We start from the raw sequence: 16,742 nt of genomic DNA, 5'->3' as shown, positions 1-16,742 counted from the left end.
TTAGTTAATAAATACTACCTATTCGAACCTTGAAATATTAAAATCCTAGAACTGCCATAAAAAGTATGCTTTTCATCGAAATAGTATTCACATCCCTTATTATCACCTTCAATAATTATGGCAATAGCATATGATTTAGGATCAAAAGAAAAAGATCCATCAAACTCTATATCTTCTAGTGAAAATTTAGAAGTATCGATTATAATATTATTATGAGTTTTAACCTTATATTTTAATAGTGTATCTGTTAATGATTTACCATCATAATCAAAACAATTAAACATATTCTCAAAACTAGTACCATGATGCAAATCAAAATCACTCATCTTTCTATTATCAGGAGAAATATATTCAGTCCTTAGAGTAATATCTGAAGGTTCTTGAACTTCTGCAAAAAATACCCCGCTTCCCATTGCATGAGGGACTCCAGATGGAATAAAAAAGGTATCCCCCTTTTTTACATTGATTTTATGCAATGCATTTTCCATAGCTTCTATATCTTGTTTTTCAAAAATATCTTGCCATATTTCTTTTGTTATTCCTTCTTTAAATCCAACAAATACGTATGGTTCAACCCCATCTATTACACGAGTATTTAAAACATACCAACATTCAGTTTTACCACTAGAATAATTAAAATATTTTTCAGCACGCTTTTTATCAGGATGAACTTGTATCATTAAACGGGTACAACTATCTATTAGCTTGACAAGAATATCTAAAGAATTAGGTAAATAAGACTTTAATAAAGTTCCATCTTTTGTAACAGAAAGGCCACTATTATCACTTGATTCAGTGGTTGAACAAATCCATCTTTCAGGATAATGAGATTCCTTAGAATTTAAATCACCTCTTAATTCATCTAATAATTTTCCACCTACAAAAGGCTTATATACTCTCATTTCTTCTAATTCTAAAAACATATTTTTTCCCTTAATTTATATCATTTTTATCAAAAACAATTTTTCCATTTACAATAGTTTTTTCGATTTCATAATCTTTATTTATTAGTACAAAATCTGCATCTTTATTAATTGAAATACTGCCTTTTTTATCATAAATATTTAACATTTGTGCTGGGTTTCTAGTAAATAAAGGTAGTAATTTTTCTAATGGTTTATTAGTAAATTTAATAAGGTTTTTTAAGGCTATATCTTGAGTTAAAGTGCTACCAGCTCTTACCCCATCAAGTAATTTTGCATCACCATTTTCTACAACTACAGTATTAGGACCTAATTTGTATGGCCCTTCATTTAAACCAGCAGCCATCATACTATCACTAACAGCTACAATTCGATCTAATCCCTTAACTTTTAATAATAGCCTAACAGTTGCTGGAACTAGATGAAAACCATCGCAAATTGCTTCACAATATACATCACTTTCAAGAGCTGCTCCTACAACAGAGGGATAGTGTTGGTGAAACAATTTCATAGCATTGTACATATGCGTTATTGAATTTGCTCCATTGTCAATAGCTGAAATACATAATTGATATGAAGCTCCACTATGACCAATGGAAAATACTATTTTATCACTATATTTCTTTACTAAGTCATTAACATTTTTTACTTCTGGTGCAACAGTTATATACTTAATATTATTATTAGATAATTCTATATAATGATTTAATAAACTACTGTCTGCATCTTTTAAGTATCTTTCATCCATAGCTCCTTTATATTCTTTTGAAATAAAAGGACCTTCTAAATGGATACCTAAAAGTTTTGCACCTTCACAACTTTCATCAATAGACCTATTTAAAACATTGATTACTCTTTCAGTATTCTCTATTGAATCACTCATAATGGAAGAAAGAAAACTTGTTGTACCATGTGATGCATAAAATAATGATAATTTATTTACTTCTTTAGTATTTTGAATATGGTTTACATCTATATTTATAGCACCATGAGTGTGAACATCTATAAAACCCGGTAACAAATACATTCCTTGAGCATCGATAATAGTATCATTATTACTTTCTATCTCACAACTAGAGATACTATTTATAGTAGTATTAAATTCAACACTACCATTCAACCATTTCGACTCATGAAATATTTTCGCATTTTTAATTATCATTTAAAAAGGCCTTATAGATACAACTTTATTTGAATAAATCTTAGCATCTGGATGATTTTGTAAAATTGTAGATGGAAAATGTGATTCTACTTTCCCAAACAAAGTTTGTCTTAATACAGATCGTTGCCATTCTCTAAATAGACATAATCTTATTTTTTTAGCTCCTAAAATTTGTCTCATACCTATTGTTGCTGCATAATTAGGCATTGCATCTATAGCACCATTTAAATCGCCAATAGCATTAGCAACTCTAGTTTCACTTGATATCTTTATTACTCTAGTTTCCCTTTGTGAAAATTCTTCTACAGCAACCCCATCTTCAGCTTCATTAAATGCAACATGTCCGTTTATTCCAATACCACCAAAAGCAATATCAACTGGACCAATTTCATCTATTACATTTTGAAGACTTTCAGGATTTTGTGGATCTGGGAAAAACCTTTGATTAGGAGGAACTGTTAAGTCACTTTGAATTTTATTATATACTTGTTTTTCCATAAACCCTCTAAAAGAAAGCTTATTATTTATATCAATATATTGCTTATTATCATCAAGATATTCATCCATGTTTAAAAAATAACAATTTTTAAGACTTAACTGCTTTTTATTCACAATATCAACAAAATAAGGATATTGACCAACAGGACCAACAGGAATTATTAGAACTGTAGGACGATTATTTTTATTATTTTCTTCTATACATTCTACCATTTCTAATGCCATTTTTTCAAAAACAGTTTCACTATCTTCAAAACATTCATATGGTACTTTGTTATTTATTAATAACTCATTTGCTTCTAAATTAAAATAGTTTTTCATATAACTTAATTTTCCTTTTATAATCATTTTTGTTTTTAATTTTATAAAAAGTCATAATAACTTTTATTTTCTTATTTATTATTTATAGGAAGAAAAAGATGAGATAAGTTTAATTCATTTATCATTTCTGTTATTTTTGAAGTTCTACGACAATTAAACTTTTTTAATAGAATAGTAATTTGAGTTTTAACTGTTACTATTTCTACATTTCTTTGCTTAGCAATTTCTTTTACTTTATATCCTTTTAATAGATAACCTACTAATATCTTTTCTGTAGGTGTTAAAGTACTTAAATTCTCAATAAAAAAATTTAAACTTTTTTCACTTTTTCTAAGGCGTTTATATTCTTCCATCATTATTTTTTGTACTTTAGATTCTAAATTTGTCTCCCCCTTAGAAGCCTTTCTAATATGATCTAAGAGGATTTCATCACTGCAACCTTTTACAATGTAATCAATTGCACCTGTAGCCATAGCTGTAAGAATTATATTTGAATTTTCATGAACACTAAGATATATGACCTTTACTGAAGGGTAATTTTCTTGGAAAAAATTAGCTGCAATTATACCTGCTGTATTACTTTCCATTTCAACATCTAAAATAGCAATATCAGCTATAACTGTTTTTGCTTTTTTTTGAGCTTCAAGACCAGTAGCAACACTTGCAACAACGATCATATCGTCTTGAGAATTAATAGTCTGCTCTAAATCTTCTCTAATTATATCTATATCTTCAGCAATTAAAATTCTTACTTTTTCCACTAATTTGATCCTTTATATCTAGGAAGAATAATATCTACATCAGTAAAATTATCTATAGTTTCAAATCTAATATTCCCCATATGATTTTTAATAATTCTCATAGTATAATTAATTCCCATACCCCAATTACTCATACTATTTTTACTTGAATAAAATGGTTCTAAGATTTTCTTTTTATCATTATTTAAAATACCTACACCATAATCTCTAAAGGTAAATATAATATGACCTCTCTCTTCTTTTATAATAATTTCTAATGAAGGTATTATATCTTCATATTTTTCTAATTCAGATTCCCAACCATTAATTAATATATTATAAAAAGCTTCAGAGAGATAAACAAAATCTCCTAAAATTAATAACTTAGGTATGGTTTTAGTTATTACTTTTCCCTTTGGATATTTTTTATTAAACTTTTTTATAGCATTATCAATTACTTTTTCACATTGTATTGGCTTGAAATATATTTCTTTATCTTTAAACGATTGGTATAACTTCTCCATTTTTTCAAGCATCTGAATATTATTATTTCTCATATCATCAGCTAGTGAATATATTTTAGGGTTATCAATGCTAGCTTTTTCTAATTCATTAAATAGTCTTTTATTCAATATTTTATTAGCAATTAGTTGATTTTTTATCCCATGAAAAAATATGTTTGCGCCATTACTAGCTGTTATATTTTTTTGTCTTAAAACCGCTTCTTCTTTTTCTTCATTCCACTGTATTTGCATTTGTCTAAACAATGTTATAAACCCTATTAATGCAGATATTAAGGATATTATTCCAATAAATATATATACTGAAGAATTTAATCCTTTTGAGAGATACCATACCCCTCTATTACTCATGAATTCATTTCTATAAAATAAAAATATTTGAGCTGGATCTTGAGGTGCATATAATAAAAACAAACTACTTAAACTGAATATTGGAAGTATATTAAATAAAAACCTTTTCCTAAAATATTCACTTGATATATGTTGATATTCATTAATTAATAGTACCCAGGATAAAATAACATATGAGAAAATCCAAATTTCACAACTAATTAAAATAATATTCATAGCAGAAGGTGAACTTGAAAAACATCTATCAAAAATAATGGGATAATAAATTACTAAAGATAAAAGTGGTAAAATAATAAAAAGATAATGCTTCTTTTTAATCTTTCTAAATGTATTTGTATTATTTCTATTAAAAGAATACATTAAAATGAAAAAAGGAAATAAATAGCGTCCAAAAGCAACTATATAACTTTGAAGTGTTATTGGGATGTATTTAAATTGGATAATTTCCTTTATTGATTTACTTCCAAATAATAAAATTTCTACAGAATTATTAATCCCACCTTTTTTCGCAATAAATATTAATATTCCTAACCAAAAAACCCCTAATGATATAGACGAACAAAATAATAATTTTGATTGTCTACCTTTTTTCTTTATCATAGAAATTGTCGATAATATTATAATAAATAAAATTAAGAATAATAACATTTTGCCTCTAAGGTTTATTTGATTTAAGGATATGATGAATTATCATATCCTTAAAATCAATTGTCAATAAATATCTTATTTTTCAGCGTCTAACATAACATCAAATAATACATAATCACTTACTTTAGCATCTTGATTTACAGCATCTCCAAAACCTTTTTTCTGAATTGCATATAAATCTTCTATTGTACCATCATGTAAATCTTTTGAAATTTCAGCACTTGTTGGCCATATAGCATCAAATCTTTGTTGATAAACTGTATCATAATCTGTACCTAATTGTTTAGCTACCCATTCACAAGTTTGTTCTACATTTGCTGCTCTATAATCTTGAGCTTTTAATAATGCTTTACTAAATTTAACAAGAAGATCACGATTTTCTTCAACAAATTTATCTTTTACAATCCAAGAAGCAATTGAAGCTGTTTTATCTAAGAAATCATGATTACTGCTCATTTTCCAAGCATCACCGTCCATTTCGTTTAAAATAATATTTGTATTAGGTGACCATGCTGCACAAGCATCTAAAGCTCCACTTGTCATAGCACTTACAATACCACTTGCATCCATTTCTAAAGGAAGAATATCATCCATAGTTAAACCAACTTTATCAAGTGATAAACGTAAGATTGCTTCACTTGAAGTACCTGATGCAAAACCAACTTTCTTTCCTTTTAAATCTGAAAGTGAATTTACACCATGACTTTTTAGACCAAGAACAGCATCACTATCTCCAACTTGAGACATTGCAAATATTTTTACTTTACCATTAATACTTAATTTATGAGCACCAGGTCCAATATATGCTAAATCAATTGAACCACTATCCATAGCAGCAATTTCGGTTGGACCATCTGAGAATTCTACAAGATTAACTTCAATACCTTGTTCTTCAAAGTATCCTGCATTCATACCTGCAATAACTTGGCTAACTGAAGCATAGTTAGGCATGTATGCAATATTTAAAGTAGTTAAACCACTTTCTTCAGTTTTTGCACTCTCACTAGTACCATTAGCAAACATAGTAGCACATGATAACATTACAATTGATAATAAAATTAATATTTTTTTCATTTTATTTTTCTCCTTTTCTTTTGTATTTTTTATTTTTTCATTTCAAGATATTCTTTATATACTAATGACCATATCTTGTTTTTTAATTCCACATATTTTGGAGTAAGCTTAGTAGCTTGATCTCTTGGATAAGGAATATCAATATCGATTATTTCCTTAATACGACCAGGTCTTGCACTCATTATAATAACTCTTTGTCCAAGAATAATTGCTTCATCAACATCATGAGTGATAAAAAAACATGTCTTTTGTTCTCTTTCCCATGTTTCTAAAAGATCTTGTTGTAATTGAGTTCTTGTTTGAGCATCAAGTGCACCAAAAGGTTCATCCATTAATAAGACTTCAGGATTTGCTGCATATGCTCTAGCTATTGCAACTCTCTGTTTCATACCACCACTCAATTCTTTTGGATAACTATCTTTAAATTTTTCAAGATCTACCATCTTGATATATTTCATAGCAATTCTATCAATTTCTTCAGCACTAAGGCCTTTCATTTGTAGTGGAAATTTAACATTCTTTAATACTGTTAGCCAAGGGAATAAAGCATATTGTTGAAAAACAACACCTCTTTCTGAACTTGTACCTTTAACTTCTTTGTCATTACATAAAACTTTACCACTAGTTGGTTCAAGAAGACCTGCAATAATATTCAGTAAAGTTGATTTACCACAACCAGATGGACCTACAACAGTAACAAATTCATTATCTTTTATATCGAGATTTACTCCATTTAATGCAACAACTTCTCCAGTTCTGCCTTGATAACATTTTTTAACGTTATCAATTTTTACTTTTATAGTACTCTTTTCTCCTGCCATCCTGTTAACTTCCTTTCTAATAGTTTTATAAGTTTTTCAATTATTAAGCCAATTATTCCAATTGTAATTATGTACAAGAGCATGGGCTTCGTCTCAAAGTTATTATTAAGCGATCGAATTCTCATCCCTAATCCAGCAAAGGCTCCAGTTGATTCTGCAGCAACTAAAGTTGTTAAAGCAACAGATGCACCTAGTCTTATAGCTGTTAATATAAATGGTAGAGATGCTGGTGCTAATACATGGAAGAATATATCTTTATCTGTAGCACCTAATACTTTAGCAGCTTTAATTAAAGTGTCATCAATATTAATAATACCGCTATAAATAATGATACTCATTGTTAAAAAGGTTGCTAATGTAATAACAATAATTTGAGGCTTTCTTCCAACACCAGCACCAATAACTACTAAAGGTACATATGCTAGAGGTGGAATATTTCTTACAAATTGAATCCAAGGTTCAACAATTTTTCTAACAGGTTTATACCATGCCATTAGAATTGCAATAGGAAGAGAAAAAACAAAACCTAATCCATAACCTGCAAAAATACTAATTAAACTACTACCAATATCTTTAAAAAATATATCTCTTTCAATCATTATTGGAATCTGTTTAGTTACTTCTATAATATTAGGAAAAACTCTACTTGTTTTTGGTATAATTGATAAAATTGTCCAAAAACCTATCCCAATTAAAACTGAAAGTAATAACCACATTCTACTTTGTCTCTTTTCCAATGATTTACTTTTGTCTTTCATTGAAACCTCCTAAATTTCTTACAATTTAAGAATACCATTGATATAAAATTTGCAAAGTATGAAATTTTATCATACCTTTTATATTATCCCATTTTCTATTCTATATTTACTTACTATAAAAGAAATTATTTTTATTATTTTTTTTCAAAATATTTGATTTTCCGTATGTTTTTTAATACCTTTTTTATATTAATTTAATACCTTTTCAAAAAATAAACTTTTCTTATTTTAAAGCATTTTTTCTAAATATAAAGAATCCTAATAAATAATACATTTCAATCATTTATTAGGAATAATTTAAAATATTACTACAATTATCTTTTTTTTCTAAACTATCAAATTAGATAATAATTAATTAATTAATTATTATTTCCCAAGCCATTTAAACATCCATTTTTTATACATTTCAACACCAGGTTGGCTAAAAGGATTTATACCAAAATAGATACAAGAAATATAGGTTGAATACATATAAAAATACATTAATTCCCCTATTGTTTTCTCATCTAACTGTTTTAATTTTATAACACACACAGGTAATCTTTCTTCATGTGCTTTTATAGTTGCTATTTCAGCTACTTTATTTACATCTAATAGAGTTTTATCATTTATATAATCGAAATGATCTTCAACACCATTTTTCTGTAAAGAAACGGCTTCAATTTGATTCTCAATTTTTATAAAAGTTTCAAACATTAATGGTGTACCTTCTTGGATAAATTGCCCAATAGAGTGTAAATCTTCACTAAAGTTTGATATAATAGGGAATATACCTTTATCATCTTTCCCTTCACTCTCACCAATTAATTGAGTCCACCATTTACCAAATCTAAATAGTCTATCCTCAAAAAAAGACATCATTTCTAATGGATAATTATTATCATTTAAATATGTTCTAAAAGCTACATAATCTATAAATTCATCATTATTTTCTAAAATAGATGCTATATTATTTAAACCTGAACAAAGTTGATGTATATCAATATTAGATACAGCAATTGGTAATAATCCAACATTAGAAAAAATAGAAAATCTACCACCTAAATCTTCTTCAAAATTTAAAAAAGAATAATTTTCTTTTTTACATAAATTGTAGAAATAACTATTAATAGTTCCTGTACAAAAAACTCTTTCGCTGTACTTTTTTCCATATTTTTCAATTAATTTATCTCTAAAAATTCTAAAGGCTAAACCAGGTTCAATAGTTTCAAAGTTTTTAGCAATAACATTAATACTAAAATCTCTATCTCCAATTCTATTGAAAATCTTTATTACCTCATGTGATGATAAATTATTTCCAGCCCATATAACCTCACAAGTAGTAGGTAAATCTAACGCTTCAACTACAGCTCGAGCTCCTTGATTAGAACCCCCTATACCAATTAAGACTAGAACAGATCCCAAACTCTTTATTTTTTTAGCTGTTTCATCAATTAAATTAAGCGCTTTTTCATTTGTATATTTAAAGGGATTCAACCATCCTAAAGAATCACTATATAGCTCATTAGTTTTATCAATATTTTTTACAATATTTTCAATTTTAGTTTTATGCTCTTTAAACTTCTTTTGAAAACTAAATTTTTCAATATTTTTAATTTCAATATTTAAATTAGTAGATTCCATTTCATACTCCTAAACATGGGTTATCTCATAATTAATATTTTTATTAATCATAAAGATATATATACAACAAGAGAGAATTATAACCTAAAAAAGATATAATTCTCTCAAATATTCAATCAATTATATTAGTGACAACAGATAGGACCGATATTAGGGTCATCTTTCATACATAAATGAACTGCTGCAGTTTTAAAGGTTTTAGGTAAAGCTAAAATATTAGGGTTAGGACCAACAAATTTTTTCTTTGCATCTTCTAATGCTTCTTCAAAAGTTGCTCTTGTTTTTAATCCCATAGCTCTTGCAGTACCAGGTTTTTGCCCCCCTACCATATAAATTGCGCTAGTATTCATTTCAGCAATATGACCACAAGAAATCATTGAGAATCCATGGAAAGGATGGAATGCATGATGATTTCTATATCTCTCGATAAAGTCAGGTCTGAGTGCAAAAGCAGCACCAATATCTTTGATATCTGGTAAAGTATTATAATTGTTAAATACATCTACCATTTCAGGTGTATAAGGCCATAAATCTTCATGGTAATCACCATCTAATGATGAACTACAAATAATAACACATTTATCGCTCATAATTCTTTTATGTCTAATTACTTGAGCACTTAGGGCTTGCATGAACATAACTGGGTTTGTACCCATTCCATCACCATAGTGGAAGAATTGAGGCATACCAAATACGATTACATCATATTTCTTTTCTGCCCAATGAACATATGTTCTCTTATCTCCAGTAATCCAAGATTTTGGTTGCATTTCTTTAGCATAACCACTATTGATTTCAATTTGTCTAGCATTAGTATCTAAAACAGCATCACAACAGAAGAATTTTTTACCCATTCCCTCTTCTTGCTTCATACCAATTTCATCAAATTTCTTTCTCATTAATGATTCACCATTAACAGGTGTGAAATCTTGTCTATGCATAACACTTGGAACATGGTGAGATGCAATACTTGTCCAGTGGTTAATACCTGTTGCACAGTGTTTATATCCACCTGAATATCCACCATATGGATTACCCATTGTATGACCAATTAAAATAGCAACATCTGCATCATAAACATGCTTATTAATCCAAACAGGATCACCACGTTTAGTTGTACCTAAATCTACTAAATTATCATAATCTTCACTATCATGATTTATAATTTGGCCTTTATCCCAAAATTCATTAAATAAATCATCACCTAATACATTATGGATTTCCTCTTCAGTATTTTTTCTGTGTAAACCATTTGAACATAATAATAGAATGTCTTTTTTCTCAACACCAACACTATATAATTCTTGTAAAATTAATTTAATAGAAACTTTTCTATGACTAGTTGCTTGTTCTCCGCCTTTAACTCTGTCTGGGAAAATAATTACACATTTTGAACCCTTTTTAGCAAGTTCAGTTAGTGGTGGCATTCCCATAGGATTTCTAATACTTTTTAATGTTTCCTCTTCTAATTTATCTTCTGGAATAAATGGAGGATCTGCAACAGTTTCTCCTGGAATAAAAACATCAGTTGAATCAGGAAGATTTGCTTCCATCATACCTTTTCCATATTCAAAGCTTAATTTCATCTTATTTTCTCCTAAAAATTATTTTCTCTCTTTACCACTCATATAAAGTGATACAATCTCTAAATATTCTTCTGGGTAAAAACCAAAATCCCCAACAAATCTAGTTAAAGCAATTAATCCACCATCAATTTCATCAATAGATGCTAGCATAGCTGCATTATCTTTCTTTAAACCACCACCATAAATTACTGGGATATCACCAATAACTTTTTTGATTAACTTTGCAACTTTAGTGATATATGGTTTATCTGCTGGGGTTTTACCAGGGCCAATTGACCAAACTGGTTCATATGCAATAACAACATTGTTTAAATCACAATCTTTTAAACCAATTGTAAGTTGTTCGCTTAGTACATTTTCCCAATCTTCTACCTCAAAATCTTTTTCACCAATACAATATAGTACTTGTAGGTTATGCTTTTGAGCTAATTTAATTTCTTCATTTAAAATAGTATTAACAAGTTTTCTATCAGTATTTCCGCCTAAAGAAAGAAGTTCATTTAAATCATTTCTCTCTTCACAGTGACCAATTATTGTAGATGTACATCCAATAGCTTCTACTGCAGCTGCTGGTAAGTTTGTTGTAAAAGCACCGAAGTTTTTACCCTTTACAATATCTTTTCTATATACACCTTGGCTTCCAATACTTAAGGCTTTACTATTATTAACTTCTTCAACAGCTTGAATAAGTTGTGCTTCAGGATAGTAGTGTGCAAAATGAACTTGATCTGTATCATACTTTTCTAACTCATTAATAGTTTCACTAATTACTTTTTTAGAAAAGTTTCTAGCATCAGTTAATCTGTTTACTCCTCCCAAATTGGATGGAACATCAAAACGTTTAAAATTTACATAAATATGTTGCATTTGTACCTCTTTTTTAAATACCTTGTTTTTTATAATAATCAGCCATTTTTTCAAGTGTGATATTTTCAACTAAAGGAGCTTTACCAGCACTATTAAATTCAACAATTAAATTTGCTAAAATTTCTTTTACACCTGATTTAATTAAATCAACTAGTAATTGAGTTTGTTCATCTTTTACTTGACCATACATAATAGTATCCATCATTGGAGTTAGGTAATAACGAGGATCAAAAGCACTAGTATTTTTACACATTAGATCATAAACATCACAGAATACTTTTTCACTTTTTAAACTTTCATTTTTGTAAAAGGCTTCTCTAATATTTCTAGTAACAGCAAGTCTAATATCTGTATCAACATTAACTTTATTTATTCCACATTTAATTACTTCTTGAAGTTGATTAAGTTGAATACCATGAGCGTTTTTTAAAGTTCCACCATAATTATTAATTTCATTTACAATATGAGATGGAACTAAAGATGATCCATGAGATACTAAATAACCTTCTATTCCTTCATGGTTCATACACTCTTTTACTGCAATAGCAATTTCTTTTCTAATAACTGTATCACTACCTTTATTAGCTCCATGTTTAGTACCATAGCTAATTGCAAGAGCATCAACTTTTGTATCTTTAAAGAATTTAATTGCATCTAATGGATTAGTATAAGAACTTGTTTCAGAGAAAACATGATCTTCTACCCCTGCAAGTACACCAAGTTCACCTTCAACACTAACACCTAAAGGGTGTGCTATTTTAACAACTTCTCTTGTTAGTTCAATATTATCTTTAAATGATAGAGAAGAACCATCTATCATTACTGATGTATATCCACCATCAATTGCAGCCTTAACACTTTCAATACTAGGGCCATGATCCAAATGTAGACAAACAGGTACATCATATTTATTTACAGCATCTCTTAGAGCTTTTGCCATATTCTTAGCACCATTTTCTTTATCTTCTTTTGTAGAATTTAAGAAATCTGTTCTACCACCCATAAATCCATTAGCTAAATCAGCACCTTGTAATACAGCTGGAGATCTTAACATTTGATGGACCTCCAAAGCAGCTTCGATTTGACAATGCGCATTCATATTATATGCACCATTTGCATATCCCATTTTATTTGCTGCATCCAAGATTGGTCTCATTGGAATTATTCCCATTATACATTCTCCTTATCATCAAGAAATGATACAAATTCTGGTAATTCAGGTTTTACTAAAGGTTTTAACCATTCAATATATTCTTTTGTAACATTATAATTTTCATTATCTAAATATTCTTTTGGCATTGTTTTGGCATCTAAAATAGAATCATCTATTTCAACCCCTACAACTTTAGACTCATAGGGATAAGAACTTATTCTCTCTATCACAGGAACATAAGCAGTTTTACCATCAAGTACTAATTCAACAGCCTTCTTACCACATTCAACTGCCTCATCTCGATCAATATCACTTATCCATGCAGCTGAAGCTCTACCTAAAATTCCAGGTTTTTCACTTCTACTCTTTATATGTAGTTTTTTAGTAATTAAGTTTGCTAAATGAGAAGATACATCACCGTAATAAGTACTTCTTTCAATTTGAAATACTGGTTCTACAATAGGTGTTCCATCTTTATATCTTAGGCCTTCACTTGCAACAACTACAACACCACCTAATTCTTCATATAACTCTTTTACTCTTTTTAAAAACTTTTCTTCATCAAAAGGAAATTCAGGACATAAAATCATATGAGGTGCATCACCTTCTTTTTCTCTTGCTAGAGCACTAGAAGCTGCAATCCAACCTGCATCTCTTCCAAAAGCTTCAATTACAACTACATGAATAGAGAGGCCTTTCACATCTTGTGCTACTTCTTTTACAGATCCAGCTAGATATCTTGCAGCAGATGGAAAGCCTGGACTATGATCTGTTTTTGATAAATCATTGTCCATAGTTTTAGGAATACCACCAACTAAAATATTATAAGGCTTACAAGATATTGATAACTTTCTTGCAGTATCTTGTGTTCCATTACCACCTGCCATTAGCACATAATCAAAGCCTTTATCATTTAGTATTTTAGCTAATTTATCATAATCACTATCTTCTAAATGATCTCTTCCTGTACCAATTGCAGAGCCTGGGGTGCTTTTTAATAATTCAAGTTTATCATCACTTACATTAGTTAAATCAATGTATTGATTTTCCCAAATTCCATAGACACCTCTTTTTGATGCAAATATTTTATCAATTTTGTCAGATTTCTTAGCTTCAATAATAGCACCATATAATGATGCATTTATTACAGCTGTGGGACCCCCACCATGAATTAATAACAACTTACTCATACTTATTTTATACTCCTACTAGATTCTCTTTCAATTAATGAAAAAGGAATCGCTACTTTTAACTGTTTTTTATGGCCTTTGTTAATTTTATCTAATAAGATTTTTACAGCTACTCTTCCAAGTTCTACTTTAGGAACATTAATAGTTGTAAGAGAGGGATTAGTAAAAGAAGATTCTTCAACATTATCAAATCCAACTACAGAAATTTCATTAGGTATTGAAATTTTTAATTCTTGTAAAGCTTTTAATACACCCATTGCAACAATATCATTTCCACAAATAATAGCTGAAGGTAAAATGGAATTTTCTAAATACATCTCTTTGATACTTTTATATCCCTCAGATGCACTTAAATAGCAATCTTTAACATATTTATTATTTAATTCTAAATTATATTTTTCTAATCCATCACAAAAACCTTTAAAGCGATGTTCATTAAAAACAGCTTCTTGTTTATTTGTTGGACCAATATATCCTATATTAGTATGTCCTAAATTAGAAAGATATTTGACTTCTTCAACAACACCTTCATAGGCACTACAACAAACTTCATCAATTCCTTGATCCATTGTGTTGATTCCACAATAAACTAAATTTTTGATTCTACTTTTTAATTGGTTTATCGTTTCAAGATTAGTTCTTCCTAAAATCACAGCTCCATCTAAATCAATAGTTGAAAGAGCATTCTCTACACTAAATTCGTTTAGATTAAATGTGAAAAAATGAAAATCAATATTATAAATATTATTATATAGTTCTTCTTGAATTCCTGATAAGATTTGGGAAAAGAACGGTGAAACAAAAGATTCATGATCAGATGTAAATACACATCCAATGTTCTTAGTTTTTTTAGTTATTGTTGATAATTTATTAGATTGAATATCAAAATACCCCATTTCTAATGCAATTTTATTTACTTTTTCAACAGTCTGCTTATTAGCTTTCCTTGATGTATCATTAGATAGAATTCTTGAAACAGTAGAAATTGAAACACCAGCTTCATTTGCAATATCTTTTAATTTTACACTCATTATTTTTCCTTAAAAATGATAACTAAAATATAATTATTTTATTTATATTTAGGATTATCCTTCTTTATTACAATTGCTTACATAATATACCAATTTTTTGGAATAATCAAATAGTTTTTGGATATTTTTTAATTACTTATGATACATATAATTAAAAATAATAATTACAATTTTTTCTAAATTTTTATAAATTTATTTACAAATTTTATCCAAATATTTGGATACTTTTCACCGTTTTTTGGACAAAAAAATTAAATGCTTAATAAAAACACACATTCTCATGATATAAAAATATGTAGAACAGTAATAAAACCATTAGATATTAAATATATCGAGAAACTAAATAAATCATTAATTTTATCGAGAAAAACACAATCTACATAAAGTCTGTGTTAAAAATAATCAAATTAAATAAAATATAGATCTTATTTTGCTTTCCCGTTCGGCTAGGAAAAAAATATATTATAAAAAAATATAAGCTAAACTCATTAAAATCTTAGAACTTATGAAAAGTTTCGAATAAGTGAGGATTAAAAATGAATAAGAAAGTTATAGCAACTTTATTAGTTTTATTATTTAGTGGGGCTACCCTTTTTGCTATAGGTTTACAAGAAGAAATCATTCAAGAGGAAGACACTCAAGAATTATATACAATTGAAGAAGTAGCTACAAAATTAGGAGTAAATGAAGATGATATTTTTGCAGCTATGGGAGATCCGGCTCAAGAAAATAAAGATTATGAAGCTGCTGCAGAAAAACTTAATGTAGATTCAGCTTTATTTGAAGAACTTATGAATTCACTTGAACCTATGAAAGAAATAGTACTTGAACCTTATACTGCAACTATAAACGGTATTGATTTCGAGGTTACACAACCTCTATATGATTGGAATGAACTACCTGAAAATGTTGAATTAGAAAGAGAACCTATTTGTGAATTTACAAATCTAGAGGGAGAAACTCATTATTATGAAGTAATTTATGTTAAATCAATGAACCTTGACTGGTATCAAACAGCATATCTAGCAGAGAAAGCTGGAGGATATAAAGCTTTTTTAACATCTTCTGAAGAAAATGAATTTGTATTTAGTCTTGTAAATGATGAAAAATATTTCTGGGCTTTCCCTGAAGATAGTGGACACTATGGTATCATGATTGGGCCATCACTAGGTGGATATCAACCTGAAGGTTCTGTAGAACCAGCAGGTGGATGGAGTTGGATTAGTAAAGAAAAATGGGAATATAGCAATTGGGCAGTAAATCTTGATGATGGTATTATTGATAGAGACCCAAGAGACAATTCTCAACCAAATGATTCAGCAGACGGACAACCAGTTATGGGATTTGGAGAACTAAACCAACCTGTTTCAACTTGGGGTGATTATACAGGAAGTCCAACTAAACCTAATGGAAATGTTAGAGGAACTTATGCATTTATTATTGAATATGAAAGTGATCCTAGAGTATAAAACTAT

At 28.6% G+C, this 16,742-nt stretch carries 15 protein-coding genes; 1 reads left to right on the top strand and 14 read right to left on the bottom strand.

All coding sequences use genetic code 11. The features are described from left to right. Positions 1–14: 14 nt before the first annotated feature. The 14 genes from ACPKM0_RS03280 to ACPKM0_RS03215 all read right to left on the bottom strand — a co-directional run bounded on the left by ACPKM0_RS03280 (position 15) and on the right by ACPKM0_RS03215 (position 15,267). A complete protein-coding gene (locus ACPKM0_RS03280; RefSeq protein ID WP_472473377.1) occupies positions 15–923 on the bottom strand; it encodes a class I mannose-6-phosphate isomerase in 909 nt (302 codons plus the stop codon). 10 nt (positions 924–933) lie between these two features. Beyond that, entirely contained in the window at positions 934–2,085 is a 1,152-nt protein-coding gene (nagA, locus tag ACPKM0_RS03275) for an N-acetylglucosamine-6-phosphate deacetylase (protein ID WP_472473376.1), read from the bottom strand. Further along, positions 2,086–2,904 carry a sugar phosphate isomerase family gene (locus tag ACPKM0_RS03270; RefSeq protein ID WP_472473375.1) on the bottom strand — a complete coding sequence of 273 codons (819 nt, stop codon included), beginning with the start codon at positions 2,902–2,904 and terminating at the stop codon, positions 2,086–2,088. Between the two features lie 71 nt (positions 2,905–2,975). Further along, entirely contained in the window at positions 2,976–3,665 is a 690-nt protein-coding gene (locus ACPKM0_RS03265; RefSeq protein ID WP_472473374.1) for a response regulator, read from the bottom strand. Next, positions 3,665–5,116 carry an ATP-binding protein gene (locus ACPKM0_RS03260; protein WP_472473373.1) on the bottom strand — a complete coding sequence of 484 codons (1,452 nt, stop codon included), beginning with the start codon at positions 5,114–5,116 and terminating at the stop codon, positions 3,665–3,667. The genes ACPKM0_RS03265 and ACPKM0_RS03260 overlap by 1 nt, the downstream gene beginning before the upstream one ends. Positions 5,117–5,239: 123 nt before the next feature. Beyond that, positions 5,240–6,238 (bottom strand): ABC transporter substrate-binding protein, encoded by a 999-nt coding sequence (locus ACPKM0_RS03255; protein WP_472473372.1) that lies wholly within the window; start codon positions 6,236–6,238, stop codon positions 5,240–5,242. Between the two features lie 29 nt (positions 6,239–6,267). Further along, a complete protein-coding gene (locus ACPKM0_RS03250; protein WP_472473371.1) occupies positions 6,268–7,059 on the bottom strand; it encodes an ABC transporter ATP-binding protein in 792 nt (263 codons plus the stop codon). Next, complete coding sequence (locus ACPKM0_RS03245) at positions 7,035–7,817, bottom strand: ABC transporter permease (RefSeq protein ID WP_472473370.1); 783 nt, start codon at positions 7,815–7,817, stop codon at positions 7,035–7,037. Before ACPKM0_RS03245 ends, ACPKM0_RS03250 begins: the two co-directional genes overlap by 25 nt. 366 nt (positions 7,818–8,183) lie before the next feature. Further along, a complete protein-coding gene (locus ACPKM0_RS03240; RefSeq protein ID WP_472473369.1) occupies positions 8,184–9,440 on the bottom strand; it encodes a glucose-6-phosphate isomerase in 1,257 nt (418 codons plus the stop codon). A gap of 125 nt (positions 9,441–9,565) precedes the next feature. Next, positions 9,566–11,026: a lactate racemase domain-containing protein gene (locus tag ACPKM0_RS03235; RefSeq protein WP_472473368.1), complete on the bottom strand. Its 1,461-nt coding sequence runs from the start codon at positions 11,024–11,026 to the stop codon at positions 9,566–9,568. Positions 11,027–11,044: 18 nt separating this feature from the next. After that, positions 11,045–11,893 (bottom strand): triose-phosphate isomerase family protein, encoded by an 849-nt coding sequence (locus ACPKM0_RS03230; RefSeq protein ID WP_472473367.1) that lies wholly within the window; start codon positions 11,891–11,893, stop codon positions 11,045–11,047. 13 nt (positions 11,894–11,906) lie between these two features. Then, positions 11,907–13,064 carry a class II fructose-bisphosphate aldolase gene (locus ACPKM0_RS03225; protein WP_472473366.1) on the bottom strand — a complete coding sequence of 386 codons (1,158 nt, stop codon included), beginning with the start codon at positions 13,062–13,064 and terminating at the stop codon, positions 11,907–11,909. After that, complete coding sequence (locus ACPKM0_RS03220) at positions 13,064–14,236, bottom strand: diphosphate--fructose-6-phosphate 1-phosphotransferase (protein WP_472473365.1); 1,173 nt, start codon at positions 14,234–14,236, stop codon at positions 13,064–13,066. The genes ACPKM0_RS03225 and ACPKM0_RS03220 overlap by 1 nt, the downstream gene beginning before the upstream one ends. Before the next feature lie 2 nt (positions 14,237–14,238). Then, positions 14,239–15,267 carry a LacI family DNA-binding transcriptional regulator gene (locus ACPKM0_RS03215; RefSeq protein ID WP_472473364.1) on the bottom strand — a complete coding sequence of 343 codons (1,029 nt, stop codon included), beginning with the start codon at positions 15,265–15,267 and terminating at the stop codon, positions 14,239–14,241. Between the two features lie 536 nt (positions 15,268–15,803). Between ACPKM0_RS03215 and ACPKM0_RS03210 the strand changes: the two genes are divergently transcribed. Continuing rightward, on the top strand, positions 15,804–16,736 hold the full coding sequence (locus ACPKM0_RS03210) for a C-type lectin-like domain-containing protein (protein WP_472473363.1): 933 nt from the start codon (positions 15,804–15,806) through the stop codon (positions 16,734–16,736). Positions 16,737–16,742 lie beyond the last annotated feature (6 nt).

The sequence above is a fragment of the Pleomorphochaeta sp. genome (assembly GCF_050031695.1).
GTDB lineage: Bacteria > Spirochaetota > Spirochaetia > Sphaerochaetales > Sphaerochaetaceae > Pleomorphochaeta.
This window is presented reverse-complemented; position numbering and strand designations above follow the sequence as displayed.

Excerpts from the sequence above, each read along its gene's own strand:
- ACPKM0_RS03280 (WP_472473377.1), bottom strand. The coding sequence starts at position 923 with ATGTTTTTAGAATTAGAAGAAATGAGAGTATATAAGCCTTTTGTAGGT.
- nagA (WP_472473376.1), bottom strand. The coding sequence starts at position 2,085 with ATGATAATTAAAAATGCGAAAATATTTCATGAGTCGAAATGGTTGAAT.
- ACPKM0_RS03270 (WP_472473375.1), bottom strand. The coding sequence starts at position 2,904 with ATGAAAAACTATTTTAATTTAGAAGCAAATGAGTTATTAATAAATAAC.
- ACPKM0_RS03260 (WP_472473373.1), bottom strand. The coding sequence starts at position 5,116 with ATGATAAAGAAAAAAGGTAGACAATCAAAATTATTATTTTGTTCGTCT.
- ACPKM0_RS03255 (WP_472473372.1), bottom strand. The coding sequence starts at position 6,238 with ATGAAAAAAATATTAATTTTATTATCAATTGTAATGTTATCATGTGCT.
- ACPKM0_RS03250 (WP_472473371.1), bottom strand. The coding sequence starts at position 7,059 with ATGGCAGGAGAAAAGAGTACTATAAAAGTAAAAATTGATAACGTTAAA.
- ACPKM0_RS03245 (WP_472473370.1), bottom strand. The coding sequence starts at position 7,817 with ATGAAAGACAAAAGTAAATCATTGGAAAAGAGACAAAGTAGAATGTGG.
- ACPKM0_RS03240 (WP_472473369.1), bottom strand. The coding sequence starts at position 9,440 with ATGGAATCTACTAATTTAAATATTGAAATTAAAAATATTGAAAAATTT.
- ACPKM0_RS03235 (WP_472473368.1), bottom strand. The coding sequence starts at position 11,026 with ATGAAATTAAGCTTTGAATATGGAAAAGGTATGATGGAAGCAAATCTT.
- ACPKM0_RS03230 (WP_472473367.1), bottom strand. The coding sequence starts at position 11,893 with ATGCAACATATTTATGTAAATTTTAAACGTTTTGATGTTCCATCCAAT.
- ACPKM0_RS03225 (WP_472473366.1), bottom strand. The coding sequence starts at position 13,064 with ATGGGAATAATTCCAATGAGACCAATCTTGGATGCAGCAAATAAAATG.
- ACPKM0_RS03220 (WP_472473365.1), bottom strand. The coding sequence starts at position 14,236 with ATGAGTAAGTTGTTATTAATTCATGGTGGGGGTCCCACAGCTGTAATA.
- ACPKM0_RS03215 (WP_472473364.1), bottom strand. The coding sequence starts at position 15,267 with ATGAGTGTAAAATTAAAAGATATTGCAAATGAAGCTGGTGTTTCAATT.
- ACPKM0_RS03210 (WP_472473363.1), top strand. The coding sequence starts at position 15,804 with ATGAATAAGAAAGTTATAGCAACTTTATTAGTTTTATTATTTAGTGGG.